Genomic DNA, 22,472 nt, shown 5'->3' on the forward strand with positions numbered 1-22,472 from the left:
AACCCTCTCCCGCAAGGGGAGAGGGTACTGTTGCCGCGGACGATTACGCTTCGCTAATCGACCCTACACGCTTATTGGCACCCTACCTTTCTCCCGCAAGGGGAGAGGGGATTGTTGCCGCGGACGATTACGCTCCGCTAATCGACCCTACAGGCTTATTGCACCCTGCGCCTCATCCTGTGGTGGGAGAGGCGCACTCCCGTTGCTTGGTGCCCCATCCCTCTGGATGCTAGGATGCCGAACTTTCCTCTTATCCAACCCTTATCAGTTATGGCAAACCGGTTCGTCAGCAGTAAAAACAGGATCGTCCAGGCAGGGCGCTGGCTCGCGACCCGCGGGGCCGCGCTCTTTGCCGAACTCTCGGAGTTTCAGCAGCGCATCTGGGTGGTCAGCATAGTGAACGACACCTACACGGATACCTTTATCGTCAATGAAGGCAGCTTCGAGGAGCCCATGCAGTGGATGCGGCGCAAGCAATACGATGCTGACATGCTGCAGCGGGTCGAGGCCATGCAGCGCTCCCAGGTGATCCAGTTCGAGCTGGGCGATACCCGCCATCGCCTGATGCGGGTCAAATAATTCGGGTCGCATCCGGTGGCGACGGGCCTTGGGCCAGGTGGCGGCTGCATCCGGTCAGCTGTGGTCAGGTGATGGGCGTTCGACAAGCATACTGGCCAGACGCCGGCGTTGAATTCCTCTCTTGTTCGTTGAGATAACACCCCGTCTGTTTGTTGAGATAACACCCTGTCGAAGACAGTGTCCTCGCGTATCGCCGCAGGCGCGGGAGTTCGGCTGGACTGCGCAATAATTGCTACCGCCCCTGGCTGTCGCTACCACAATGCGCTGTTGACCATCAGAGGGAACAAGGGGGCCAACAGGCACCGTCCACCATATTACGGAGCCATCTCGGCCCAATCCATGGAATTGATGATGCAACTGTCAGAATTGCATGGTTTTTTGCGCCAGTTCAAAGTTATGGCCGCGAGGTGGCTGCCAATCGGGGTCGCCGGGCCTGGCAGGTCCCTCCCGGCAGGGAATTGCTCGGGGCCGGTGGGCAATAAACGGGAAAGGCCGAGCCACGATCCGGGTGAGAAAGGCGGGGGTTGCGAGCCGGGAGCCCCTTGGGCCGCTGCGGCAGCAGCCGGATCGGTGCCGCCGCCAGAGGCGTGACTCGCCTGAGTGCCGTCCATCGACTGCCGGGGTAAAAATGGCGGTATTTTGCCTGATTGGCCCTCTGCTTGCTTGTGGAGGGGCAGTGGGGTTGGCTATCGTTTCAGGACAAGACATGCAAGCTAAGAGGTGTGCATGGACACAATATTGCAGGCTCTGTCAGTGCAAGTGACAGCGGCGCGGGATCTGGAGAGCCTGACCCGCCCTCTCCTTGAAATGCTCGAGACGGTCACTGGACTGGAGTCGACCTATCTGACGCAAATCGACCTCGAACAGAGCGCACAACATATCCTGTATGCCCGTAATAGTGCCGCCTTGCAGATCCCGGAAGGGGTAAGCGTTGACTGGAGCGATACCCTGTGTCGGCGGGCGCTCGATGAAGGGCGACTGTATGCCGCCGACGTCGCCGACCGCTGGGGTGATTCGGCGGCGGCCAGGGCGATGGGGATCCGCACTTATATGAGCAGTCCGGTGCGGACCTCTTCCGGTTCACTCTATGGCACCCTGTGCGGCGCCAGCGCCGAGCATAAACCCCTGGTGACAGGTTCTGAGCATCTGATCGCCTTTTTCGCCCGTCTGATTGCCGAGCATGTGGAGCGGGAGCAGTTGTTGCAGCAGCTGCAACAGGCCAACAACGAGCTGTCGCGCCAGGCATTGAGCGATCCCCTGACCGGCCTGCCCAATCGTCGGGCGCTGATGCTGGAGCTTCATCGCCTGTTTTCGCTGTTGAAACGTACCGGTCATCCCCTGCTGATCTCTTTTATCGATCTCGATGGCTTCAAGGCGATCAACGACACCCACGGTCATGATGCAGGCGATCTGCTGCTGCAAACCATGGCGCAGCAGCTGGCGGGGGCCCTGCGCAGCGGCGATCTGCTGGCGCGGGTTGGCGGTGACGAATTCGTTGCCGTGGGCATGGGGCCACTGAGCGGTGAGGAGACGGTCGAGGCTGCCGTGCACTGTTTTCAGCGCCGCCTGTTCGAGCAGAGCCAGGTTCAATTGCCATTGGCGTCCCAGGTGCTGAACTATCCCGGCGCCAGCGTGGGGGTGGTGGCCGTCGATCCGGCCAGCATCAGCATTGACGATGCGCTGCGCCAGGCCGATGCCTGCATGTATGCGGTCAAACGTCAGCGCCGCGCCCAATCCTGAGGCGTCTGGATCAAACCTGCCAAACCTGTCGATCTCGATGCAAGCCGCAACAGTGGTCGCTGGCTGAAAAGGGGCAACAAGGGGAGGGGACTCGCCCGTTGGCGGCTGGCTGATCCGGTTGGCTTCGGCATTGCCGCTATACCTGCAATAAACCGGGGCCCTGTTGGGCCCCGATTTACGCCATGGTGCGGTCAGGGCACGGGGAAGTATTTGTGCTGGATCTGCTGAAATTCGCTGCTGGCCAGCACCTGGGTCAGGCCATTCTGGAACTCCTTGACCAGTTCATCGCTGACCGGGTGGCTGAAGGCGAAGCAGAACTGCTCCGAGCTCAACATCCAGAATACCTTGAACTGGGCGGGATCCAGCTGCTGGGAGGCAATGAGATCCATCAGCGTGGTCTTGTTGGTGGAGATCAAGTCGACCCTGCCGGACGTGAGCATCTTGAGTGCCTGGGGCAGGCGGTTGGCGGCCATGATTTTTTGCTCGTCAAAGCCGTTGTTGAGCAGCAGTTGCTCCCCCACATCGGCGCGCACCGCCCCTATGGTGTGCTGCTGGGCATCTTCAAGCTTGGTGAGGGTGAGCGGGTTCTTGGCCAGCCCTATCAGCACGATTTCGGCATATCCGATGGGGCATGCCCATTTGAACAGCGGATCCCGCGCCTCGGTACGGGCGGTGGCGAACAGCACCACATTGGGTTTTTGGGTCAGCAGGTAATAGCCGCGAGCCCAGGGCATGATGGTGATGGTTTGCGGCGGCGTATTGGTCTTTTTCCACACCTGATGCAGCAGCTCGACGGCGAGGCCGGTCGGGGTGCCGGCGCTGTCTGTGTAGTTATAGGGTTTGTACTCTTCGCTGAGGTAGTGCAGCTTGCCAAGTTCCTGGCTGGCCTGGGTGATGGCTGCAAACAGCAGCGCGGCAAATCCAATCCATTTTTTCATGCTGGCCATCCTGATGAGGTGCTCTGTAATCCTCAAGTGTTACCACATAGCGATTATTCGCCAATAAAACCGGGTGTTAAATCAAGGGCGCAAGCGGGCTCCCTCTTGCACAGACTCAAGGGGCTGGCAGGTATCTTTGCCGCAGTGCCTGATATTCCGGCGATGCCAGTGCCTGGGTCATGGCGCGCTGGAACTGTTTGACCAGGTCGTCATCCACCTGGCGGCTGAAGGCGTAGCAGAGCTCTTCGGCATCCAGCACGAAGGCCACAGTGAAGTCGTCGGCATTGAGCTGCAGTGCCTTGATGGCGTCATAACCCGCCAGCTTGCTGGTCGCCAGCAGATCGGCGCGGCCCGACACCAGCATCCGCAAGGCCTGGCTCAGCCGGTTGGCCGGTATGATACGGGTTTCATCCATGCCCCGATTAAGCAGCAACTGCTCGGCGGCATCGGCTCGCACTGCGCTTATCCGGTAGTCGTTCATCTGCTCGACGGCACCGAGCTGTATAGGTTTGCTTTTATGGGCCAGCAGTATGTATTCGGAATAACCGATGGGGCAGGCCCATTTGAACAGGTGAGAGCGGGTCTCGGTGCGGGCGGTGGAGAAGAGCACCACATTGGGTTTCTGGGTCAGCAGATAGTAGCCCCGCGCCCAGGGCAGGATGCGAACGGCTTGGGCGGGTGTGCCGCTGCGCTGCCAGATGAGTTGCAACAGGTCGACCGCCAGCCCGGTGGGCTGGCCTGCCTCATTGCTGAAATTGTAGGGAGGATACTCCTCGGTCAGGTACTCCAGTTTGGTCAAGCCGGCATGAGCCGTGCCAAGGCACGACATCAGCAGCAGACAACAGCACAACCTTATCCTCATGGGTACGTCCTTGGCGTGATTTCTGCAATCCTTTTGCGCAAGTGTGGGCAAAAAAGCCTGATATTGCCAGCAGTTACCAGCGGGCTCTGGGGTTGCCAACGGGTTTGAACTGCTCGTCCCTCAGCCCGACCAGCAACGCCTTGCCATTCCCCTGCAGGCGAAACTCCCCATAACGAGCCACTTCAAACTGTTCACCCGTGCCCTCTTCAAAGAAGAAGGCATCGGGCCCGATCAGCCACTGGTTGTTGCTCTGGCGCACTCGCAGCAGACGCTCATTCGATGCCAGTTGCTCCGGCTTGCCATCGGCAGCCCAGTTGGCCACCTGATGCTCATCGAGCCGGATCACCAGGGTATCGCTGCCATTGATGCGCTCGTTGTAACGGCTGGTACCCAGCTGGCGGGCGATGTCGTAGTTGAGGCGCATGTAATCCCCCTGCATCAGGGAGCGGGGATCCACCGGCGCCAGCCTGAGCAGGACTACCTCGCCGCTGGTCATGGCGGCTTCGTAACGCCAGACGGTGAAGTTGATGCCTGCCAGAATGGCTAGGCCGGTCAGAAAGAGGGCAAGCTGTCTCATGACGGCCTCCTGGCGTTGATCACATGCAGTAACTGGCGGGCACCGAGCAGCAGGGCACCCGAGCCCAGCAGCAGCCAGGATTTGGTCATCAGGGTCAGCCCCAGATCGTAGTAATAGAGGGAGCCAAAGCCGAGCAGCAGCAGGCCCGCCAGCGTCATCAGCCCCATGCTGCCAGCATGGAAACCGAGTACCAGCACCAGGGCGCCCGCCCCCATGCCGGGGATGAAAGCGCTGATCAGCACCAGTGGCAGCCCATATAGCAGTGGCAGCTTGAGCCGGATCATGACTCCGAGCAGCAGCGCCGCGCAGAGTAGGGGATTGAGCCAGAGCGGCAGGCGAGAGAGGCCAAGCTCGTCGAGCATGCTGGCCCCCTCGCTCCACAGCGGATGGTGCAAGCGCCCCAGCACCAGCAGGGAGAGTGCCAACCCCAGGGTCAGGGATTCATACAACTGATGGTGGGCAGGTTGACGTTCTGCCTGCAGCCAGCAGAAGGCAAGCGTCACCATGACCAGCGGTAGTGCCAGCAGTTGCAGGCCAAGGCAGGCAAGGCCCAGGGTAAGCAGTATGGCGGCGGCGAAGCTGTGAAACAGCCGGATCAGCCAGTGTTCGAACAGGGCGGCAATAAAGAGAGAGAGGGCGGCGAGCCCCAGCCAGAGTGGCGCCGAGTGGAGATCAATCTGATCGATGAGGCCATAGAGCAGCCAGGCATCGGCGGCCAGCGCCAGCGCCAGCACGAACTGATCCCACAGATCGCTGCGCTGGGCGAAGCGGTTGAGGCCAAAGGCGATGGCCATCAGCACGGCGCCCATCATGAGGGCGCTGTTGGCATCCTGGGTGAGCTGTGAAAAGGACATGAACAGGAAAAACAGCAGGAACAGGGCGGCAACCCAGCCCACCATGCCGAGCAGAAAGCGGCTGGACCAGTGAGGTTGGGTATCACGGGGGGCTTCCCCTTCCACCAGATCAGCCTGTTGCAGCCGTTGCCAGGGGGTCAGATCAGCCATGTTGCCTCCTTTTGGCGGGCTTGCCAGATACCTTGCTTATGCATGGGACCTCCGTTGTTGTTGCAGCCAGCGGCTGGCGGCGACCGAGAGGCCGATGGCGATCAGGCTCAGCAGCAGGAAGCCGTCCACGTCGGGATCCATCCACTTGCCAAGGGCTGTCAGGATAACGGCGATGAGGCTCAGGCACCCCATGGCGAGCCCGGCGATAAATTTGTGGTGCCAGAGGGCGTAGGCGGCGGCGAGCCAGCCCAGCCAGGCGGGCCACACCCAGGGGGAGGCGGCATCAAACAGTGCCAGCAGGGTCAGCAGTGTGACCCCCAATCCCGCGGCGAGCCCGGGTAGCCAGGCGGGCATCAGCTTGAAGCGGGTGGGGGCCAGCAAGAGGGCGCCCCACAAGGCGGCGTTGAGCAGGGTCAGACACCAGCCCAGCCCCTCTTCATCGAAGGCAAAAAAGAAGCTGAACAGGCCGAGTCGCCAGTAGAGCATCAGTGCCAGCTGACCGAGCAGCCAGCTCGTGGTCCACAGCAGGGGGCTCTGGCCGAGCGCCGCCAGCGGCAGCAGCATCAGGGCCCAGGTGGCGAACAACTGCCAGGGATCGGCACCCGTCTGGTAGGTCTGACCCACCAGGGCCAGCAGGGCGCCAATATTGAGCGCCATGGCCAGCAGCAGTGCCTGGCGGGGTGTGTCTGTCATGGGTTTTCGCCACAGCAGCACCAGCATGGCGAGCAGAGGCAGCTCCAGCAAGGCGAGGCGAGAGACGCGGCCCAGCTCCTGCCAGTTGAAGGCGACGAAGAACACCAGACCGGCGCCGAGGCAGAGACTGCCGAGCCAGAGCAGCAGGCGGTCAAACAACCATTGCCAGAGGGCACTGGCAGGGGGCAAGTCGCACAGGGCGAGGGCGGCGGGCAGGTGCGTCTGGGAGAGGCGTCCGCGTCTGACCCAGTCGAGCAGCGTCTGTCTTGAGGTGAAGTGCATGGGATGCTCCATGAGGTTTGCCGCATTATGCCACTGTCTTGGCACTGCGGGACACTCCCTGTCTGTGCGTGGGCGACAGCAGGCTGCGTATCCGTATGATGGCAGGTAACAAATGTCAGGTAACAAAAAGCCCCGCCTGGTTGAATAGAGGCGGGGCTGGCTTGTGATGGCACGACATCGAGGCCGGCATGGGAGCGGGGTAGGCAAGTGCTCACGCTTGCCTCGCCGCCTTGTGGTCATGCCGGCGGTTTGTCAGGCGAAGATGAGAGTACTCACCCCCAGCCCTGCAAACAGGATGGCGCAGGCGATGCGGATCCCCTTGAGCGGCAGCTTGTCGGCGCCCAGCTTGCCGAGCAGTACCACGGGCACGTTGGCCAGCATCATGCCGAGGGTGGTACCGGCGATGACTTGCGTCAGCGAGTCATACTTGGCTGCCAGCAGCACAGTGGCTATCTGGGTCTTGTCACCGATCTCGGCGATGAAGAACAGCACGAAGGTGGCCATGAAGGGGCCGTACTTGTCGAGTGGGCTCTCTTCGTCATCCAGCTTGTCAGGTACCAGGATCCAGGCTGCCATCGCAATGAAGGAGCCTGCGACCAGATAGGTCATCACTTTGGGGTCCAGCCAGCGGCTGATGAACTCGCCAAGCCAGGCGGCGCCGGCGTGGTTGAGCAGGGTCGCCGCCAGCATGCCGGCTATGATGGGCCAGGGCTTGCGAAAACGGCAGATGAGCAGCAACGCCAGCAGCTGGGTCTTGTCGCCGATCTCGGCGATAGCCACGCTCAGGGTTGAGGTTAACAAGGCTTCCATAAAAATGACCGGGGGACGGAATTGTTATACCTGAGACAAGCCTGCGCCATCCGTCCCCGGTATTGGCACTGGCCCGTCAAAGGTCTTGTCAAATCCACGTATTAGATGGATCACCCTGACCATGGTGAGTTGGCACCAAGCATGTTGATCAGGGTCGCAAACCGGTTTGGGGTCGGGCTGCGAGACTACTCCCCCTCGATGGGAGCGGGCATTCTAGGGAAAAACCATCCGCGAGACAAGCGACTCAACCACCGACCAGCTTGACGCTGAAACCGGCCTTCTCCAGCTCGGTCTTGATCAGGTCCCGTTTATCCCCCTGGATCTCGATGATCCCCTCTTTCAAACCGCCGCCGGTGCCGCATTTCTTCTTGAGCAGGGTGGCGATGGTTTTCTGCTGTTCCGCCGGTACACCGTGGATGGTGATGACGCCGGCGCCCTTGCGCCCTTTGGTCTCGCGCCGGATGCGCACAGTACCATCCTGCGGAAAAGGGGAGGCGGATTGGGGCTGGGTTTGTTCCTTGATCATGCCGCCATCCGTGCTGTAAACCAGGTGGCTGTTGTTGTCGTGACTCATGGCAGTTATTTGTGAGTTAGCTAAGCGGAGTTTGATTTTACTCAAATCAGCGCGGGAAACACGGATTATAATGCCCCGAGTAAAAGCGAATTATTATTGTTTAACTTCAGGAGTCAGTCATGGTACTCGCGCAGTTGTCACCGGGACAGAGTGCTCGCATCAAGCACATGAACCATCTTGAACGTACATTGCGGCGCAAACTGATGGTGATGGGCCTGCTGCCACAGACCGAAGTCCTCTTCCTGCGCGCGGCCCCGCTGGGTGACCCGCTCCAGATCCAGTGCCAGGGGATCTGTCTCTCCATGCAAAAAAGCCTTGCCCTGCAAATCGAGGTTGAACTGGTATGAACTACTCCCTCGTGACCGTCGGCAATCCCAATAGCGGCAAGACCTCACTGTTCAACGCCCTGACCGGTGCCCGCCAGCAGGTGGGCAACTGGAGTGGTGTGACCGTCGACAAGAAGATGGGCGAGTTTTCTGCCCAGGGACATGACTACAAGCTGATGGACCTGCCCGGCATCTATAGCCTGGCCAATCAGGAAGGGAGCCTGGACGAGCAGATCGCCAGCCGCTTCGTGCAGGGTCAGCAGCCGGACCTGCTGCTCAACGTCATCGATGCCGCCAACCTGGAACGCTCCCTCTACCTCACGCTGCAACTGCGCGAGCTGGGGCTGCCCATGGTGGTGGTGCTCAACAAGATGGATATCCTGCAAAAGCGACGGGTGACCATAGATGAAACCCTGCTCGCCAAGGCGCTCGGTTGCCCTGTGGTCCCCCTGTCGGCCCACAATCGCCAGCAGGTCGCCGCCTTCAAGCACCAGATCCAGCAGTTTATCGGCAAGCCCCAGCCAGCGCTGATGCTCGATTACGGCAGCACTCTTGAGAAAGATTTGGCGGAGCTGGAGACACTGCTCGCCCCCCATCACCTCACCGCCCGTGGCCGCGCCTTGCGCCTGCTGGAAGAGGATGAGGCGATGCAGGAAACCCTGCAGGCAGGGCAACAGGCCGCCGCTACCAATGTGGTTGCCCGTGCGCACCATGCTCAGGACATAGATCTGCAACTGGCGGATATCCGCTATGGCCACATTCATCAGTGGACCAGCCAGGCGTGCCAGCAAAAGGGCAAACTCACCGTTGCCCAGAGTGAATGGCTGGATCGGGTACTGCTCAATCGCTGGGTGGGCATCCCCTTCTTCCTGCTGATGATGTACCTGATGTTCCTGTTTGCCATCAATGTGGGCAGCGCCTTCATCGACTTCTTCGACATCATGGGCGGCGCCCTGTTTGTGGACGGGGTCCGTCACCTGCTGGGGCTGGTCAATGCCCCCGAGTGGGTTGGCGCCATACTGGCGGGGGGCTTCGGGGTCGGTTTGCAGACGGTCGCTACCTTTATCCCCGTGATCGGCTGTCTCTACCTGTTCCTGGCTGTGCTGGAGAGCTCAGGCTATCTGGCGCGGGCGGCCTTCGTGGTGGATGCCCTGATGCGCCGCCTCGGCTTGCCGGGCAAGGCGTTCGTGCCCATGCTGATGGGCTTTGGCTGTACGGTTCCCTCAGTGATGGCGACTCGCACCCTCAACTCGGAGCGCGAGCGGCTGATGACCTCGGCTATGGCGCCCTTCATGTCATGCGGTGCCCGCCTGCCGGTCTATGCCCTGTTCGCGGTGGCCTTCTTCCCCGAATCCGGTCAGAACCTGGTGTTCGGTCTCTATCTCGTCGGCATTCTGGTGGCCGTGCTCACCGGCCTCTTGCTGCGCAACACATTGCTGCCGGGCAAGAGTGACTCCATGCTGATGGAGATGCCCGATTACGAGTGGCCGCGCCCCATCAACGTGGGGATCAAGACCTGGCAGAAACTCAAATCCTTCGTGTTTGGTGCCGGTAAAACCATAGTGCTGGTGGTTGCCGTGCTGAGCGTACTCAACTCGCTGGGAACAGATGGCAGCTTTGGCCACCAGGATCAGGAGAGCTCGGTGCTGAGCAAGGTCAGTCAGGCAGTCACCCCTGTGCTGCACCCCATAGGTGTGCGCGATGACAACTGGCAGGCCACGGTCGGCATAGTGACCGGCATCTTCGCCAAAGAGGCGGTGGTCGGTACTCTCAACAGCCTCTATGCCGGCAGTGCCGGTGATGAGGAGGAGAGTGAATACTCCCTCGTTGCCAGCTTCCACGAGGCCATCGCCGCCGTTGCCGCCAATCTGGCGGAGATCAACCCGAGCGATCCCATGGGGATCTCCGTCGGTGAGCTCGATGATCAACAAGCCGCTGCCGAAGCTCAGGAAGTGGACGTGTCGACCTACGGCAACATGCAGACTCACTTCGACGGCGCGGCCGGTGCCTTTGCCTACCTGTTGTTTGTGCTGCTCTACATGCCTTGCGCCGCCGCCATGGGCGCGCTGGTGCGGGAAACCGGTCGTCAGTGGGCGCTGCTGACAGCCGCCTGGTGCAACTACACCGCCTTCCTGTGTGCCACCGTCTTCTATCAGGCTGCCACCTTTGCCGCTCACCCCGAGCAGAGCCTGTTCTGGATTGGCAGCTATGGCCTCTCCCTGCTGCTGCTCTGGTGGCTGGGCCGCCGTCACGGTGACATAGTCGCCCGCAAGGTGGTGGCCTTATGATCCTGCGAGAGCTGGGGGACTATCTCGCCGTGCAGCGCAAGGTGAGTCGGCGGGATCTGGCGCGTCATTTCCATACCTCGGAAGATGCGGTGGAGGCTATGCTCGGCGTCTGGATGCGCAAGGGCCGTGTGGCCAAGCGGGAGACTCAGGTATGCGGTGGCAGCTGCTGCGGCAAGAGCCAGGAGGTGATGTTCGAGTGGTGTGAACCCGGCCAGATTGGTTTGGTACAAAAGCGCTAGCGCGCTTGTCGGATCCCTCACTCCATCATGCAATAAACAAGACCCGCCATCGGCGGGTCTTGTTGTTTCTGTGGCTGGCTGCGTATGGCCGGGGTGTTAACGCCCGGGCCAGCGCTGGCCCACGTCGGCATGGCGATACCAGGCCATCAGGGCCTGCTGGCCCTCGATGTCATCCACGGCCGGTGACCAGGGGGCAAAGTCTTCCTCCCTGAACGGTGCGTAGGGGCCGTGCTTCACCTCGAAGATGACGGCGCCGGGATCCAGTGACAGGACCGCATGCCAGGTGGCGACCGGGGTTTCCAGTACCGAGGTCTCTTCCCCCAGCACGGCGCGAGCAACCACAGTGCCTTCATCGTCAAAGTTGAGCACCACGAAGCGCCCGCACAGGGCGGTGAGCAGCTCCCAGGTTTGCAGATGGCGATGGGGGCGAATGTAGGTATCTGGCTCCATGGCAATGGCCAGCCGCTGGATGGGGTCGGCCAGCTGGTCGTGCAGATTGTGATTCATGCGCTGGCGCGGGGAGTGGGCGGCCTCGGTGGCGAGACTGGCAAGGCGGGCGATGTCCAGTTTTTTCATGTGCAGTTCCATCATAAGGCAAAGGCAGGAGCGTCGGCAGAGTAGCATGCCCGAGGGGCTGACAGGCAAGGGGCGAGCCGTAAGCAAATGTAAACAAGGGAGCCGGCTGGGCTCCCTTGTTCAGTGGCTGCTTGCTGTGTACCAACTCGCTTACAGCTTGGCCAGCATCTCTTTGGTGACCAGTACTATGCCCTGCTCGGAGCGGTGGAAGCGGCGGGCATCTTCACAGGCGTTTTCCCCCACCACCAGCCCTTCGGGCAGTATGCAGCCCTTGTCGACCACCACACGGCGCAGGCGACAACCGGCACCTATCTCGACCCCGGGGAAGATCACCGCCTGATCCAGGGTGCAGAAGGAGTGCACGCGCACATTGGTGAACAGCACCGAACTCACGATGAAGGAGCCGCTGACGATGGTGCCACCGGAGAACATGGAGTTGATGGTCATGCCGTGCTGGCCGTTTCTGTCCTGCACAAACTTGGCGGGTGGGGTCATGGTCTGGCTGGTCCAGATGGGCCACTCCTGATCATAGATATCGAGCTCGGGAGTGACGGAGGCGAGATCCATGTTCGCTTCCCAGAACGAATCCACAGTCCCTACATCACGCCAGTAGGGGCGTTTTTGCGGGCAGCAGCCGACGCAGGACATGCTGAACGGATGGGCGTAGGCGGATCCCTCCTTGACCACCCGCGGGATCACGTCCATGCCGAAATCGTGGTGGGAATCCTGGTTGGCCAGATCCTCTTCCAGCAACTGGTAGAGATACTCGGCTTCGAAGATGTAGACCCCCATGGAGGCCAGCGCCATGTCGGCCTTGCCTGGCATGGCGGGCGGATTGGCCGGTTTCTCGACGAAGGCGTTGATCTTGCGATCCCCATCCACCGCCATCACCCCAAAGGCGCTTGCCTCTATGCGCGGCACCTCGATGCAGGCCACTGTGACCTTGGCCCCCATGTTGACGTGATCGAGCAGCATGGCGGCGTAATCCATCTTGTAGATGTGATCCCCCGCCAGCACCACCACGTATTTGGGGGCGTGATCGCGAATGATATCCAGATTCTGATACACGGCATCGGCAGTGCCGCGATACCAGTTGACCTCGTCCACCCTTTGTTGGGCAGGCAGCAGATCGATGAATTCGTTCATCTGGTAGCGCAGGAATGACCAGCCCGATTGCAGATGGCGCAGCAGGCTGTGGGATTTGTATTGGGTGACCACGCCGACCCGGCGGATCCCCGAGTTGATGCAATTGGAGAGTACGAAGTCGATGATGCGGAATTTACCGCCAAAATGAACTGCCGGTTTCGCCCTGTTGTCCGTCAACTGCTTGAGGCGACTGCCCCGCCCTCCTGCGAGAACCAAGGCCATGGTCTCGTTCAGCAATTGTCTGGATTTTGCTGTATTGGCAGGTTGTAACAACATTGAATACCCCTTTGTTGATAGAATCTCTTGATACTGCCTCCTTTGAGGCCTGTATGAAAGGGCTTTCAACGGCATTTTTTGCAAGCAGGGGGCTCACATTGATTTTTTTGTCATTTATGTGAGCGAACGCCATGGCCAAGGGGCGGGTGTTAACCAGATAGCAACATGGCGAGAAGAGGCAGGGGCTAAGACAAGGATGGCTGACTGGCGTTTTTTTGAACCGTCATCTGCCATGGCGTGTGACGGTTCAAGGGGGAGGGGACAGGGGGCTGACTAGAAGGGATCGTTACTTTCATCCTTGGTGGGCTCCAGACTCCAGCCGGTGGCATCCGCACTGTTGGCGATCTGGCCCTTCTCTTTCCACAACTTGATCTTGAGGCGCAGGTTGTTGGCCGAGTCGGCGTTTTTCACCGCTTCTTCCTCCTCTATCACCCCTTCCACCACCAGATCGAACAGGGCGCTGTCGAAGGTGACCATGCCGAGCGCTCTGGATTTTTCCATCACCTCTTTCAGGCTGCCAAATTCACCGCGTTTGATCATGTCGCGGATGGTGTGGGTGCCCAGCATGATCTCCACCGCCGCCCGGCGGCCACCGTCTGTGGTTTTCACCAGTCGCTGGGAGACAAAGGCCTTGAGGTTGTTGCCAAGATCGTTGAGCAGTTGCGGCCGGCGCTCTTCCGGGAAGAAGTTGATGATGCGATCCAGCGCCTGGTTGGCGTTGTTGGCGTGCAGGGTGGAGATGGCCAGATGCCCGGTCTCGGAGAAGGCAAGGGCATGCTCCATGGTCTCGCGATCGCGAATTTCACCGATGAGGATCACATCCGGTGCCTGGCGCAGGGTGTTCTTGAGCGCGGCGTGGAAGCTGCGGGTATCTACCCCCACCTCCCGCTGGTTGATGATGCTCTTGCGGTGACGATGGACGAACTCCACCGGATCCTCGATGGTGATGATGTGGCCGCCGCTGTTGCGGTTGCGATGGTCGATGAGGGCCGCCAGCGACGTGGATTTGCCCGAGCCTGTTCCGCCCACAAACAGCACTAGGCCCCGTTTCTCCATGATGGTGTCGAGCAGCACGGGGGGCAGTTTGAGATCTTCAAAGCGGGGGATCTCTGTCTTGATGTTGCGGGCCACCAGGGAGACTTCATTGCGCTGCTTGAAGATGTTGATCCGAAAACGGCCTATCTGGGGCAGGGAGATGGCGAGGTTCATCTCCAGCTCCCGCTCGAACTGCTGCTTCTGCTCGCCATCCATGATGTCGGCGGCGATCTTGGCCACTTCACCCGGTTCGAGCGACGTCTCGGACAGGGGGCGCAGCCCACCGTTGAACTTGGCACAGGGAGGGGCGCCGGTCGACAGATAGAGGTCTGAGCCGTCCTGCTTGGCCAGGATCTGTAGCATGTCTCGCAATTCCATGGTTTTGCCTCGTCTATCAAGGAGATGCCGTTACTTGGGATGTTATTGAGTGTACAGCCTCAGGCGCCGGTGAGTTTCTCGCGAAACACAAAAAACACTGCGCCCATGATGCAGAGGCCGGCCCAGAGGTAATCCCACTTCAGATCCTCTTTCAGATAGAAGACCGAGAAGGGGACAAACACGGTAAGGGTGATCACCTCTTGCAGTATCTTGAGCTGGCCAACGCTCATCACTGTATGGCCGATACGGTTGGCGGGCACCTGCAACAGGTATTCGAACAGGGCTATGCCCCAGCTCACCAGGGCGGCGATGATCCAGGGTTTGTGGTTCATGCTCTTGAGGTGGGCATACCAGGCGAAAGTCATGAAGACGTTGCTGCACAAGAGCAGACCGATACTGGCGAAAATCGGGTTCATTGGGTTCTCCTTGAAAGTCCGGCGCATTTTATCCCTGAACCCCGGGTTTCCATAAGTGGCACGGCAGGGTATTTTTAACCCATCAAGGGTGGGTGACACAGGGATCAGGGGATGGGGAAGAGAGGCTGGGGAGTGTTTGGTCTGCTGCTGGCCTGTCAGGCACAGGGTGCACCAACCCTGACGGTGGCCACCGATGTCTGGCCACCGTTTCGAGTCTTGCAACCGGATGGTCAGTTTCGCGGGTTGGACATGGATATTCTGCAGCGGCTGCAGAGCCGTAGCGGCATACAGTTCGAGGTGACGCGGGTCCCCTGGGGACGGGCCCTCAAGCAGATGCAGACCGGTCAGGTTGATCTCATGATAGGGGTGGCGATGACGCCGGACAGGGCACAGTTCATCGATTATCTGCACCCCGCCTACTACCAGTGCGGTTCTGCCTTCTATGGCAAGGGCGCCGTGGTGTCGTCTCTTAAAACCTATGCCGACTTGCAGGGACGCAAGGTGGGTCATGTGCTCAACTCCGCCTACTTCGAGCCGTTTGATTCGGACAACAAGCTCGACAAGCACGGCGTACCCACCGAGGATCAACTGCTGCGCATGGTGCAGCGGGGCCATTTATCGCTGATGATAGGCACGGATTGCCAGGTGGATTATGCCCTGAGCCAGCACAATGAGGCCGGGCTCATCAAAGCGGCCTATCTGCCACCCAAGCCGGTCATGCTCTATCTGGGCATGAGCAAGCGCTCCCCTCACCACGCCCTGCGGCAGCCGCTGGCGCTGGCGTTGCAGGAGATGGTGGCGAGCGGCGAGATAGGTGCCCTTGCCAAACCTTACCAGCCTTGACCTTGGGTGGTAACGCACTGTTATCATGCGCTTTTCATCCTTGTGCGCCGGGCTGGTCAATACAGCATCGGCGCCGGGCCTTGTACACGTTCGGGGAGCTTCTGTGTATCTCTCTTTGCTCGCCCGCCAGCAACGCTGGCAGCGGGGCTGGTTGTTTTGCCTGACGCTGCTGACCCTGCTGCTCTTTTTCTTCTCCCTTATCTGGGGCGAATTCATGCTGCTGCCCTGGCAGCCCATGGGCGATCTTGAACAACGCATCCTGCTGGAATTGCGGTTGCCCCGTGCCTTGCTGGCCCTGCTGGCGGGGGCGGCGCTTGCCTGCGGCGGCGCCGTGCTGCAGGTGATGCTGCACAACCCGGTGGCCGAACCCGGCCTGCTTGGCGTGTCGAGCGGCGCTGGCCTCGCCGCCATGGTGGCGATGGCCGTGGCCAAGTCCCTCGGTATCTATCTGCCGGGCTGGGGCTTGTCGCTGGCAGCGTTTGGTGGCGCCCTGGCGGTGACCATGCTGCTCATTCGGCTGGCGCGTCGGGCCAGGCTCGGCCATACCCGTCTGCTGCTGTTCGGGGTCGCCATCGGCATCCTCACCAATGCGGCCATGACCTGGCTGATGTACTTTGCCGATGACGGCTCTCTGCGCGAATACATGTTCTGGATGATGGGCAGCCTCTCCTATGGCAGCCAGCAACTGGCCTGGTGGTGGCTGGTGCTGCCGCTGACCCTCGGCTGGCTTTGCTGGCAGGGCAGGGCCTTGCAGCAACTGCTGCTGGGGGAGACCCAGGCCCGTCTGATGGGACTGGACGTGGACAGGATGCGGGTGCGACTGGTGCTGGCGGTCTGTTTGCTCACCGGCATTGCCGTGTCGCTATGCGGTGTCATCGGCTTTGTCGGACTGGTGGTGCCCCATCTGCTGCGTCTGTGTGGCGGCAGCGATCAACGCTTCCTGTTGCCCGCCTCTGCGTTGGGGGGCGGTGCCCTGCTGCTGGGGGCCGATCTGGTTGCACGCTCTGCATTAAGCGCCGGTGAGCTGCCCATCGGTGTCATCACCGCCTCGGTCGGCGCCCCGCTCTTCATCTATCTGCTGCTGAGGCAAGATGCCAATGCTACCGCATAAATACCGGCCCGAATGCCGACATGCTCAAGTTGTCTACCTGCTGTTGAGGCAAGATGCCGATGCTGCCCGCTGATCCCTCTTCGCTTGAGTCAGCCTCCCTGATCGAGGCGCGAGCCCTTGCCATCCCGGAGCGACTGGCTGCGCTGGATCTCGATTGGCAGGGCGGTCAGCTGGTGGCCCTGCTCGGCCCAAACGGCAGCGGCAAATCCACCCTGCTTGGCGCCCTGGCCGGTATTTTGCCCGCCGCGGGCACAGTGCGGCTTGGCGGGGTGGCGATCCGCGAGCTGAGCTGGCCGGAGTTGGCCCAGCGTCGCGCCATGCTGCCCCAGCGCCAGCCCCAGCTGTTTCATATTCCTGTGTTTCAGGTGCTGGCCATAGGGCTGGATGAACGGGTGCAGATCAGGCAACCGGGCGATGTGAAGCAGGCCCAGAGCGACGCCGTCGACGCCCTGTGCGATGCACTGGAGCTGAGCTCGCTACTGGCGCGGGACTTTAGTCGCCTCTCCGGCGGGGAGCAACAGCGGGTGCTGATTGCCCGTACCTTGCTGCAGGTGTGGCCCGGCCTCAATCCGGCGGGGCGAGTCTTGCTGCTGGACGAACCGCTGGCGGGGCTGGATCTGCACCATCAGCTGGCGCTGTTGCGACTGCTGAAATCGTTGGCACGGCAGGGGCTGCTGGTGGTGCTCGCCATCCACGACATCAATCTGGCCATCGACTGGGCGGATCGGATCCTCTGTCTGCAGCAGGGGCGCGTGGTGAGCGAGGGGGGCGTCGATGTCATCGACGAAGCCTTGCTGGAGCGGGTGTTCCAGATCAAGACCGACCGCATTGAGGCGGCCGGTCGGGTCTGGTTTATGCCTACCCTCTAGCAGCGCTGGCAGTGATCCGCAGGTAAAGAAAAGGGCCGGATATCAGTGATATCAGGCCCTTTCTGTCTTTCGGGTAACGCAGGGTTAGCGAGCCTGTTTGCTTAGGCGTACCTGCGCAGCCTCGGCCAGCATGGCCAGCAGCGTCTCTGTGTCGCTCCACGACAGGCAGGCATCCGTGATGCTCTGGCCGAAGGTGGCGGCGCAGCCGTTCTCCACATCCTGACGACCTTCCACCAGGAAGCTCTCGGCCATGATGCCGGCGATGCCGGTACGGCCGCGGCGCAGCTGATCGCAGATGTCCTGGGCCACCAGCAGCTGACGGCGGTGATCCTTCATGCTGTTGCCGTGGCTGAAATCTACCACCAGGCGCTCTGGCAGGCCCACGTCGGCCAGGGCTTCGCACGCCTCGTCGATGCTGGCGGTATCGTAGTTGGGTCTGTGGCCGCCACGAAGGATCACGTGGCCATAGGGGTTGCCGGCGGTGCGGTAGATGGTCATCTTGCCGTCCTTATCCGGGGAATAGAAGATGTGGCTGTGGCGGGCGGCGCGCACCGCATCGATGGCGATGCGGGTGTTGCCGTCGGTGCCGTTCTTGAAGCCGACCGGACAGGAGAGGGCGGAGGCCATCTCGCGGTGTACCTGGGATTCGGTGGTACGTGCGCCTATGGCACCCCAGGTGATGAGGTCGCTGATGTACTGACCGGTCACCATATCGAGAAACTCGGTGGCGGTGGGCATGCCGATCTCGTTGATGTCGACCAGCAGCTTGCGGGCCAGTTTCAGCCCTTCGTTGACATCGAAACTGCCATCGAGGCGCGGATCATTGATGAGCCCCTTCCAGCCGACGATAGTGCGCGGCTTCTCGAAGTAGGTGCGCATCACGATGCAGAGGCTCTCTTTGTACTGCTCGCGCAGGGTGTTGAGGCGACGGGCATACTCGTGGGCGGCGGCCGGATCATGGATGGAGCAGGGGCCGACGATGACCAGCAGGCGCTGATCCTCACCGGCCAGAATGGCTTCCACTTCGCGGCGGGCATCCAGCAGGTTCTGGGCAACGGTGTCGTTTAACGGGAAGGCGTGCGCGAGCTCGCTTGGAGTGATCAGGGACTCCAGGCGACGGGTGCGCAATTCATCGGTGTGAATGGACATACGACTCAATTCTCGAGTGGGTGGCGTGGGCTGTAGCGTTGACCGCGTGCCGAAAATGCAAGGGGATAAAATAAAGCAAAATGCCCCTGATGGAAACCTCGAGGGGCTCTGATAGGATGTGAACCCCAAAACGACGCCAAATGAGGTAGATAGCGTGGCAAAGCCAGGAGCAACCGGGGTTACCCGCATCATCAACGCAACCGGTTACAGCATGAAGGGACTCAAGTCGGCCTGGGTCAACGAGGCGGCCTTTAGGCAGGAGCTGATGTTGATCCTGCTGCTGATGCCGTTGGCCTTCTGGCTCGGGGATTCCCTCAACCAGATCCTGCTGCTGGTGAGCATCAGCTGGCTGGTGGTGATCGTCGAGGTGCTCAACTCTGCCATAGAGGCAGTGGTAGACAGGGTGGGCTCGGAGCATCACGAGCTGTCGGGCCGCGCCAAGGATCTTGGCTCCGCCGCCGTCTTTATCGCCCTGGCGCTCAATGCCCTGGTGTGGGGCGCTCTGGTGGGACGCAACCTGCTCGGCTGGTGGTAGCATTTTCGGTACCAAGAAAAGCCCGGCGGGGCATAACCCAGCTGGGCTGGTGGTAGGTTGCGACAGCAACCTTTCTCGTGATTGAGACAGGGGTGTCCGATTACGCTGTGCCAATCGAACCGACGCTCTTAGGTCACTGAACCACAGTACCCGGCCATAAAGAAACCCGCCATTCGGCGGGTTTCTGGTTTACTGCGTTTTGTCGGTTGGGTTAGTTGCTTAGCGGCATAGCCCGACGGCTCAATGCAGGATCCGCGCACGTATGGTGCCGTTGATCTCCTTGAGCTTGGCGAGTGCCTTCTCGCTGTGCTCTGTCTCCACGTCGATCACCACATAACCGATATGGCTGCTGGTTTGCAGGTACTGACCGGCGATGTTGATCCCCTCTTCGGCGAAGATCTGGTTGATCTTGTTCATGACGCCCGGCTGGTTGCGGTGAATGTGCAGCAGGCGGCTGGAGCCCTTGTGGCCCGGCAGCGAGACTTCCGGGAAGTTGACGGCGGAGAGGGTGGAGCCGTTGTCAGAATACTTGACCAGCTTGTTGGCCACTTCCAGACCAATGTTTTCCTGGGCTTCCTGAGTGGTGCCACCGATATGGGGGGTGAGGATCACGTTGTCCAACCCGCGCAGCGGGCTCAGGAACTCCTCGTCGTTGGACTTGGGCTCAACCGGGAAGACGTCGATGGCGGCACCGGAGACATGACCGCTCTTGATGACGTCGGCCAGGGCATCGATATCCACCACGGTACCGCGGGCGGCGTTGATGAAGATGGCGCCCGGTTTCATCATGCGCAGCTGCTCGGCGCCGATCATGTTCTTGGTGGAGGCGGTCTCCGGCACGTGCAGGCTGATGACATCGGACATGTTGAGCAGTTCGACCATGCTCGGCACCTGGATGGCGTTGCCCAGGGAGAGCTTGTTCTCGATGTCGTAGTAGTAGACCTTCATGCCGATGCTCTCGGCTATGATGCCAAGCTGGGTACCGATATGGCCGTAGCCTATGATGCCGAGCTTCTTGCCACGGGCTTCCACCGAGCGATTGGCCAGTTTTTCCCACACGCCGCGATGGCACTTGGCGTTTTTCTCCGGGATGCCGCGCAGCAGCAGCAGTATCTCGCCCAGCACCAGCTCTGCGACTGAGCGGGTATTGGAGAAGGGGGCGTTGAAGACGGGGATGCCACGCAGGTGGGCGGCGTCGAGGTCAACCTGGTTGGTCCCGATGCAGAAGCAGCCGATGGCGACCAGCTTGCTTGCGGCATCCAGCACCTTTTCGGTGAGCTGGGTGCGCGAGCGCAGCCCCACGAAATGCACATCACGAATGCGCTCGATCAGATCCTCTTCCGACAGGGAGGTCTTGAGGTACTCCACGCTGGTATAACCTGCGGCACGAAAGGTCTCTACCGTGTTGAGATGCACTCCCTCCAGCAGCAGCACCTTGATCTTATCCTTGTCCAGCGAAAACTTGGCAGTCATGACGATCCCTCTATGTATGCAAAGAATGAGTGCAGATATGGTGTGTGAAGAAAACCGTAAAGTAGCAAAAACGATTGTGAGAGGGAATATTTGTGACGAAAGTCAAATTCTTTGAAGTTTTCAACGATAGTTGTAAACCACAGTTTGCAACTCATTGAGTGATAAATGAAAACGGCGCCATCAGGCGCCGTCATCGATTCGCAGAGCAATGATGTTGTCGAGGCGGCCTTATTGGGTGATGACCCCGTCAGGTGTGCCGATCAGTACCACGTCAGCGCCACGGTGGGCAAACAGACCGTTGGTGACCACGCCCACTATGCCATTGAGCTGTACTTCCAGCGCCTTGGCATCCTTGATGGCCATGCCCTTGACGTCCAGTATGATGTTGCCGTTGTCGGTGACCACACCTTCGCGCCACTCGGGGTTGCCACCCAGCTTGCGGATCTCGCGGGCCACGTATTCGCGGGCCATGGGGATCACTTCCACCGGCAGCGGGAACTGACCCAGCACGTCCACGGTTTTGGTGTTGTCGATGATGCAGATGAACTTGTCAGCCACGGCCGCCACTATCTTCTCGCGGGTCAGGGCCGCGCCACCGCCCTTGATCATGTCGCGACTGGCGTTGATCTCGTCGGCGCCATCCACGTAGACGGAGAGGGCATCGATGTCATTGAGGTCATAGACATTGATGCCAAACTCTTTGAGGCGCTCGGTGGAGGCGATTGAGCTGGATACAGCCCCGTTGATCTGGTCCTTCATGGTCGCCAGCGCATCGATAAAGTGGTTGACGGTAGAGCCTGTGCCTACCCCGACTATGGTACCGGGCACCACGTATTTGAGCGCAGCCCAACCAGCCGCCTTCTTCATTTCATCTTGAGTCATGATCGATCCTCTGGGAAAAAGCGGGCGCATTATATCCAAGCATCCCTCCCAGAGCGACTACAGAGGTCACGTTCCGGTCCAAAAATCCCCAAGATGTAAATCGTTTGCCTGTTTATTGAGCCCCCTGGATGGCATCTGGCGTGGCGGGCACGAAAAGGAGGCTGTACTGAGAGGGGGAGATGGCAAAAAACAGAGACGGCAGCACAGCCAACGGGGGCAGGCACAGGCAGTCGGCACAGGCCGACTGCCTGTGAGGTCATGCAAATTGCCAGCAGCGGCTCGGGGTGATGATCTGCGGCAGCGGCACGTCCCACTGCTCCTGTGGCACGGCATCCACCTGTTGGCAGTCATGGGCGAGACCCAGCGGCTTGGGGCCCAGCTTGTGTTCGTGCCAGCAGGCGAGGGTGCGATCGTAATAGCCGCCCCCCATACCGAGCCGGTTGCCCTCGGCATCGAATGCCACCAGCGGGGTACAGATAAGGTCCAGGGTGCTATGAGGTACCACCTGGGACATATCCAGCTCAGGCTCGGCGATGCCGTAGCGATTGCGGGTCATGGGGCTGGTGGCTGTGTAGCGCAAGAAGAGCAGGTGACCCGGGGTGAAGGGGTGCAGCACCGGCAGATAGACCTCTTTTTGCTGGGCCCAGAGCCAGTGAATGGCGGGCAGGGGGTTGAGTTCGCCATCGTTGGCCAGGTAGAGGGCAATGCGTCTGGCGGCCAGGATCTCGCTGTGCTGCTTGAACTGGGCAACCAGCTGCTGGGCTGCCTCCTGCTGCTCGGCCTGGCTCAGGCTTTTTCTGCGCAGACGAATGAGCTGGCGCAGGGTTTGCCGCTCATGGGCTTGCTCGGGTTGGGTATCCGGCATGGGGGC

At 60.6% G+C, this 22,472-nt stretch carries 24 protein-coding genes; 9 read left to right on the plus strand and 15 right to left on the minus strand.

What is annotated here, in order from left to right; translation table 11 throughout:
• The first annotated feature begins 234 nt into the window (after positions 1 to 234).
• Both ONZ54_RS08760 and ONZ54_RS08765 read left to right on the plus strand, forming a co-directional pair.
• Complete coding sequence (locus ONZ54_RS08760; protein ID WP_255209885.1) at positions 235 to 579, plus strand: hypothetical protein; 345 nt, start codon at positions 235 to 237, stop codon at positions 577 to 579.
• 726 nt (positions 580 to 1,305) lie between these two features.
• Complete coding sequence (locus ONZ54_RS08765) at positions 1,306 to 2,319, plus strand: GGDEF domain-containing protein (protein ID WP_271787958.1); 1,014 nt, start codon at positions 1,306 to 1,308, stop codon at positions 2,317 to 2,319.
• A gap of 191 nt (positions 2,320 to 2,510) precedes the next feature.
• On the opposite strand, the gene ONZ54_RS08770 is transcribed toward ONZ54_RS08765, so the two are convergent.
• The 7 genes from ONZ54_RS08770 to ONZ54_RS08800 all read right to left on the minus strand — a co-directional run bounded on the left by ONZ54_RS08770 (position 2,511) and on the right by ONZ54_RS08800 (position 8,059).
• On the minus strand, positions 2,511 to 3,257 hold the full coding sequence (locus tag ONZ54_RS08770) for a substrate-binding periplasmic protein (RefSeq protein ID WP_034282846.1): 747 nt from the start codon (positions 3,255 to 3,257) through the stop codon (positions 2,511 to 2,513).
• A 115-nt stretch (positions 3,258 to 3,372) separates the two neighbouring features.
• Positions 3,373 to 4,119 (minus strand): substrate-binding periplasmic protein, encoded by a 747-nt coding sequence (locus ONZ54_RS08775; protein WP_271787959.1) that lies wholly within the window; start codon positions 4,117 to 4,119, stop codon positions 3,373 to 3,375.
• A 73-nt stretch (positions 4,120 to 4,192) separates the two neighbouring features.
• The gene (locus ONZ54_RS08780; RefSeq protein ID WP_271787960.1) at positions 4,193 to 4,696 is read right to left on the minus strand and encodes a GDYXXLXY domain-containing protein; all 504 of its coding nucleotides are present in this window, start codon (positions 4,694 to 4,696) and stop codon (positions 4,193 to 4,195) included.
• Positions 4,693 to 5,700 carry a DUF4401 domain-containing protein gene (locus tag ONZ54_RS08785; RefSeq protein WP_271787961.1) on the minus strand — a complete coding sequence of 336 codons (1,008 nt, stop codon included), beginning with the start codon at positions 5,698 to 5,700 and terminating at the stop codon, positions 4,693 to 4,695. Before ONZ54_RS08785 ends, ONZ54_RS08780 begins: the two co-directional genes overlap by 4 nt.
• Positions 5,701 to 5,736: 36 nt before the next feature.
• Positions 5,737 to 6,675, minus strand: a complete 939-nt coding sequence (locus tag ONZ54_RS08790; RefSeq protein WP_271787962.1) for a DUF2157 domain-containing protein — start codon at positions 6,673 to 6,675, stop codon at positions 5,737 to 5,739.
• Between the two features lie 252 nt (positions 6,676 to 6,927).
• Positions 6,928 to 7,485 carry a TMEM165/GDT1 family protein gene (locus ONZ54_RS08795; protein WP_005314579.1) on the minus strand — a complete coding sequence of 186 codons (558 nt, stop codon included), beginning with the start codon at positions 7,483 to 7,485 and terminating at the stop codon, positions 6,928 to 6,930.
• 244 nt (positions 7,486 to 7,729) lie between these two features.
• Positions 7,730 to 8,059 (minus strand): translation initiation factor, encoded by a 330-nt coding sequence (locus tag ONZ54_RS08800; protein ID WP_005314581.1) that lies wholly within the window; start codon positions 8,057 to 8,059, stop codon positions 7,730 to 7,732.
• Positions 8,060 to 8,178: 119 nt separating this feature from the next.
• Here ONZ54_RS08800 and ONZ54_RS08805 point away from each other — a divergent pair, with 119 nt between their 5' ends.
• Genes ONZ54_RS08805 through ONZ54_RS08815 form a run of 3 tightly spaced genes read left to right on the plus strand, consistent with a single transcriptional unit; the run spans position 8,179 to position 10,912 of the window.
• Positions 8,179 to 8,406 (plus strand): FeoA family protein, encoded by a 228-nt coding sequence (locus ONZ54_RS08805; protein ID WP_005314583.1) that lies wholly within the window; start codon positions 8,179 to 8,181, stop codon positions 8,404 to 8,406.
• Positions 8,403 to 10,673: a Fe(2+) transporter permease subunit FeoB gene (feoB, locus tag ONZ54_RS08810; protein WP_271787963.1), complete on the plus strand. Its 2,271-nt coding sequence runs from the start codon at positions 8,403 to 8,405 to the stop codon at positions 10,671 to 10,673. The genes ONZ54_RS08805 and feoB overlap by 4 nt, the downstream gene beginning before the upstream one ends.
• Entirely contained in the window at positions 10,670 to 10,912 is a 243-nt protein-coding gene (locus tag ONZ54_RS08815; protein ID WP_021140137.1) for a FeoC-like transcriptional regulator, read from the plus strand. Before feoB ends, ONZ54_RS08815 begins: the two co-directional genes overlap by 4 nt.
• A 96-nt stretch (positions 10,913 to 11,008) precedes the next feature.
• On the opposite strand, the gene ONZ54_RS08820 is transcribed toward ONZ54_RS08815, so the two are convergent.
• The 4 genes from ONZ54_RS08820 to ONZ54_RS08835 all read right to left on the minus strand — a co-directional run bounded on the left by ONZ54_RS08820 (position 11,009) and on the right by ONZ54_RS08835 (position 14,739).
• Positions 11,009 to 11,488: a WbuC family cupin fold metalloprotein gene (locus ONZ54_RS08820; RefSeq protein ID WP_271787964.1), complete on the minus strand. Its 480-nt coding sequence runs from the start codon at positions 11,486 to 11,488 to the stop codon at positions 11,009 to 11,011.
• A 150-nt stretch (positions 11,489 to 11,638) separates the two neighbouring features.
• A complete protein-coding gene (gene glgC / locus ONZ54_RS08825; protein ID WP_017412109.1) occupies positions 11,639 to 12,910 on the minus strand; it encodes a glucose-1-phosphate adenylyltransferase in 1,272 nt (423 codons plus the stop codon).
• Between the two features lie 273 nt (positions 12,911 to 13,183).
• A complete protein-coding gene (gene tapW / locus ONZ54_RS08830) occupies positions 13,184 to 14,323 on the minus strand; it encodes a type IVa pilus ATPase TapW (RefSeq protein ID WP_011898593.1) in 1,140 nt (379 codons plus the stop codon).
• Between the two features lie 59 nt (positions 14,324 to 14,382).
• A complete protein-coding gene (locus ONZ54_RS08835) occupies positions 14,383 to 14,739 on the minus strand; it encodes a DMT family protein (protein WP_005314602.1) in 357 nt (118 codons plus the stop codon).
• Positions 14,740 to 14,850: 111 nt separating this feature from the next.
• On the opposite strand from ONZ54_RS08835, the gene ONZ54_RS08840 reads away from it, so the two are divergent.
• From ONZ54_RS08840 to ONZ54_RS08850, 3 genes are all read left to right on the plus strand, one after another.
• The gene (locus ONZ54_RS08840; protein ID WP_271787965.1) at positions 14,851 to 15,582 is read left to right on the plus strand and encodes a substrate-binding periplasmic protein; all 732 of its coding nucleotides are present in this window, start codon (positions 14,851 to 14,853) and stop codon (positions 15,580 to 15,582) included.
• Between the two features lie 103 nt (positions 15,583 to 15,685).
• The gene (gene btuC, locus ONZ54_RS08845; protein WP_058394150.1) at positions 15,686 to 16,693 is read left to right on the plus strand and encodes a vitamin B12 ABC transporter permease BtuC; all 1,008 of its coding nucleotides are present in this window, start codon (positions 15,686 to 15,688) and stop codon (positions 16,691 to 16,693) included.
• Positions 16,694 to 16,752: 59 nt separating this feature from the next.
• A complete protein-coding gene (locus ONZ54_RS08850; protein ID WP_271788265.1) occupies positions 16,753 to 17,562 on the plus strand; it encodes an ATP-binding cassette domain-containing protein in 810 nt (269 codons plus the stop codon).
• An 84-nt stretch (positions 17,563 to 17,646) separates the two neighbouring features.
• Here the strand turns inward: ONZ54_RS08850 and ONZ54_RS08855 are convergent, their stop codons facing one another.
• A complete protein-coding gene (locus ONZ54_RS08855) occupies positions 17,647 to 18,711 on the minus strand; it encodes a 3-deoxy-7-phosphoheptulonate synthase (RefSeq protein ID WP_271787966.1) in 1,065 nt (354 codons plus the stop codon).
• A gap of 154 nt (positions 18,712 to 18,865) precedes the next feature.
• Here ONZ54_RS08855 and ONZ54_RS08860 point away from each other — a divergent pair, with 154 nt between their 5' ends.
• A complete protein-coding gene (locus ONZ54_RS08860; protein WP_058394146.1) occupies positions 18,866 to 19,246 on the plus strand; it encodes a diacylglycerol kinase in 381 nt (126 codons plus the stop codon).
• Positions 19,247 to 19,486: 240 nt separating this feature from the next.
• Here the strand turns inward: ONZ54_RS08860 and serA are convergent, their stop codons facing one another.
• The 3 genes from serA to ONZ54_RS08875 form a co-directional block, all read right to left on the minus strand.
• Positions 19,487 to 20,719, minus strand: a complete 1,233-nt coding sequence (serA, locus tag ONZ54_RS08865; protein WP_005314621.1) for a phosphoglycerate dehydrogenase — start codon at positions 20,717 to 20,719, stop codon at positions 19,487 to 19,489.
• A 228-nt stretch (positions 20,720 to 20,947) separates the two neighbouring features.
• Complete coding sequence (gene rpiA / locus ONZ54_RS08870; RefSeq protein ID WP_005314623.1) at positions 20,948 to 21,601, minus strand: ribose-5-phosphate isomerase RpiA; 654 nt, start codon at positions 21,599 to 21,601, stop codon at positions 20,948 to 20,950.
• 256 nt (positions 21,602 to 21,857) lie between these two features.
• Positions 21,858 to 22,466: a 5-formyltetrahydrofolate cyclo-ligase gene (locus ONZ54_RS08875; protein ID WP_005314624.1), complete on the minus strand. Its 609-nt coding sequence runs from the start codon at positions 22,464 to 22,466 to the stop codon at positions 21,858 to 21,860.
• Positions 22,467 to 22,472 lie beyond the last annotated feature (6 nt).

Origin of the sequence: Aeromonas salmonicida (assembly GCF_028355655.1) — a bacterium.
GTDB classification, from domain to species: domain Bacteria; phylum Pseudomonadota; class Gammaproteobacteria; order Enterobacterales; family Aeromonadaceae; genus Aeromonas; species Aeromonas salmonicida.

Coding starts and splice junctions, on each gene's coding strand:
- ONZ54_RS08760 (WP_255209885.1), top strand. CDS start 235: ATGCCGAACTTTCCTCTTATCCAACCCTTATCAGTTATGGCAAACCGG.
- ONZ54_RS08765 (WP_271787958.1), top strand. CDS start 1,306: ATGGACACAATATTGCAGGCTCTGTCAGTGCAAGTGACAGCGGCGCGG.
- ONZ54_RS08770 (WP_034282846.1), bottom strand. CDS start 3,257: ATGAAAAAATGGATTGGATTTGCCGCGCTGCTGTTTGCAGCCATCACC.
- ONZ54_RS08775 (WP_271787959.1), bottom strand. CDS start 4,119: ATGAGGATAAGGTTGTGCTGTTGTCTGCTGCTGATGTCGTGCCTTGGC.
- ONZ54_RS08780 (WP_271787960.1), bottom strand. CDS start 4,696: ATGAGACAGCTTGCCCTCTTTCTGACCGGCCTAGCCATTCTGGCAGGC.
- ONZ54_RS08785 (WP_271787961.1), bottom strand. CDS start 5,700: ATGGCTGATCTGACCCCCTGGCAACGGCTGCAACAGGCTGATCTGGTG.
- ONZ54_RS08790 (WP_271787962.1), bottom strand. CDS start 6,675: ATGCACTTCACCTCAAGACAGACGCTGCTCGACTGGGTCAGACGCGGA.
- ONZ54_RS08795 (WP_005314579.1), bottom strand. CDS start 7,485: ATGGAAGCCTTGTTAACCTCAACCCTGAGCGTGGCTATCGCCGAGATC.
- ONZ54_RS08800 (WP_005314581.1), bottom strand. CDS start 8,059: ATGAGTCACGACAACAACAGCCACCTGGTTTACAGCACGGATGGCGGC.
- ONZ54_RS08805 (WP_005314583.1), top strand. CDS start 8,179: ATGGTACTCGCGCAGTTGTCACCGGGACAGAGTGCTCGCATCAAGCAC.
- feoB (WP_271787963.1), top strand. CDS start 8,403: ATGAACTACTCCCTCGTGACCGTCGGCAATCCCAATAGCGGCAAGACC.
- ONZ54_RS08815 (WP_021140137.1), top strand. CDS start 10,670: ATGATCCTGCGAGAGCTGGGGGACTATCTCGCCGTGCAGCGCAAGGTG.
- ONZ54_RS08820 (WP_271787964.1), bottom strand. CDS start 11,488: ATGAAAAAACTGGACATCGCCCGCCTTGCCAGTCTCGCCACCGAGGCC.
- glgC (WP_017412109.1), bottom strand. CDS start 12,910: ATGTTGTTACAACCTGCCAATACAGCAAAATCCAGACAATTGCTGAAC.
- tapW (WP_011898593.1), bottom strand. CDS start 14,323: ATGGAATTGCGAGACATGCTACAGATCCTGGCCAAGCAGGACGGCTCA.
- ONZ54_RS08835 (WP_005314602.1), bottom strand. CDS start 14,739: ATGAACCCGATTTTCGCCAGTATCGGTCTGCTCTTGTGCAGCAACGTC.
- ONZ54_RS08840 (WP_271787965.1), top strand. CDS start 14,851: ATGGGGAAGAGAGGCTGGGGAGTGTTTGGTCTGCTGCTGGCCTGTCAG.
- ONZ54_RS08850 (WP_271788265.1), top strand. CDS start 16,753: ATGCTGCCCGCTGATCCCTCTTCGCTTGAGTCAGCCTCCCTGATCGAG.
- ONZ54_RS08855 (WP_271787966.1), bottom strand. CDS start 18,711: ATGTCCATTCACACCGATGAATTGCGCACCCGTCGCCTGGAGTCCCTG.
- serA (WP_005314621.1), bottom strand. CDS start 20,719: ATGACTGCCAAGTTTTCGCTGGACAAGGATAAGATCAAGGTGCTGCTG.
- rpiA (WP_005314623.1), bottom strand. CDS start 21,601: ATGACTCAAGATGAAATGAAGAAGGCGGCTGGTTGGGCTGCGCTCAAA.
- ONZ54_RS08875 (WP_005314624.1), bottom strand. CDS start 22,466: ATGCCGGATACCCAACCCGAGCAAGCCCATGAGCGGCAAACCCTGCGC.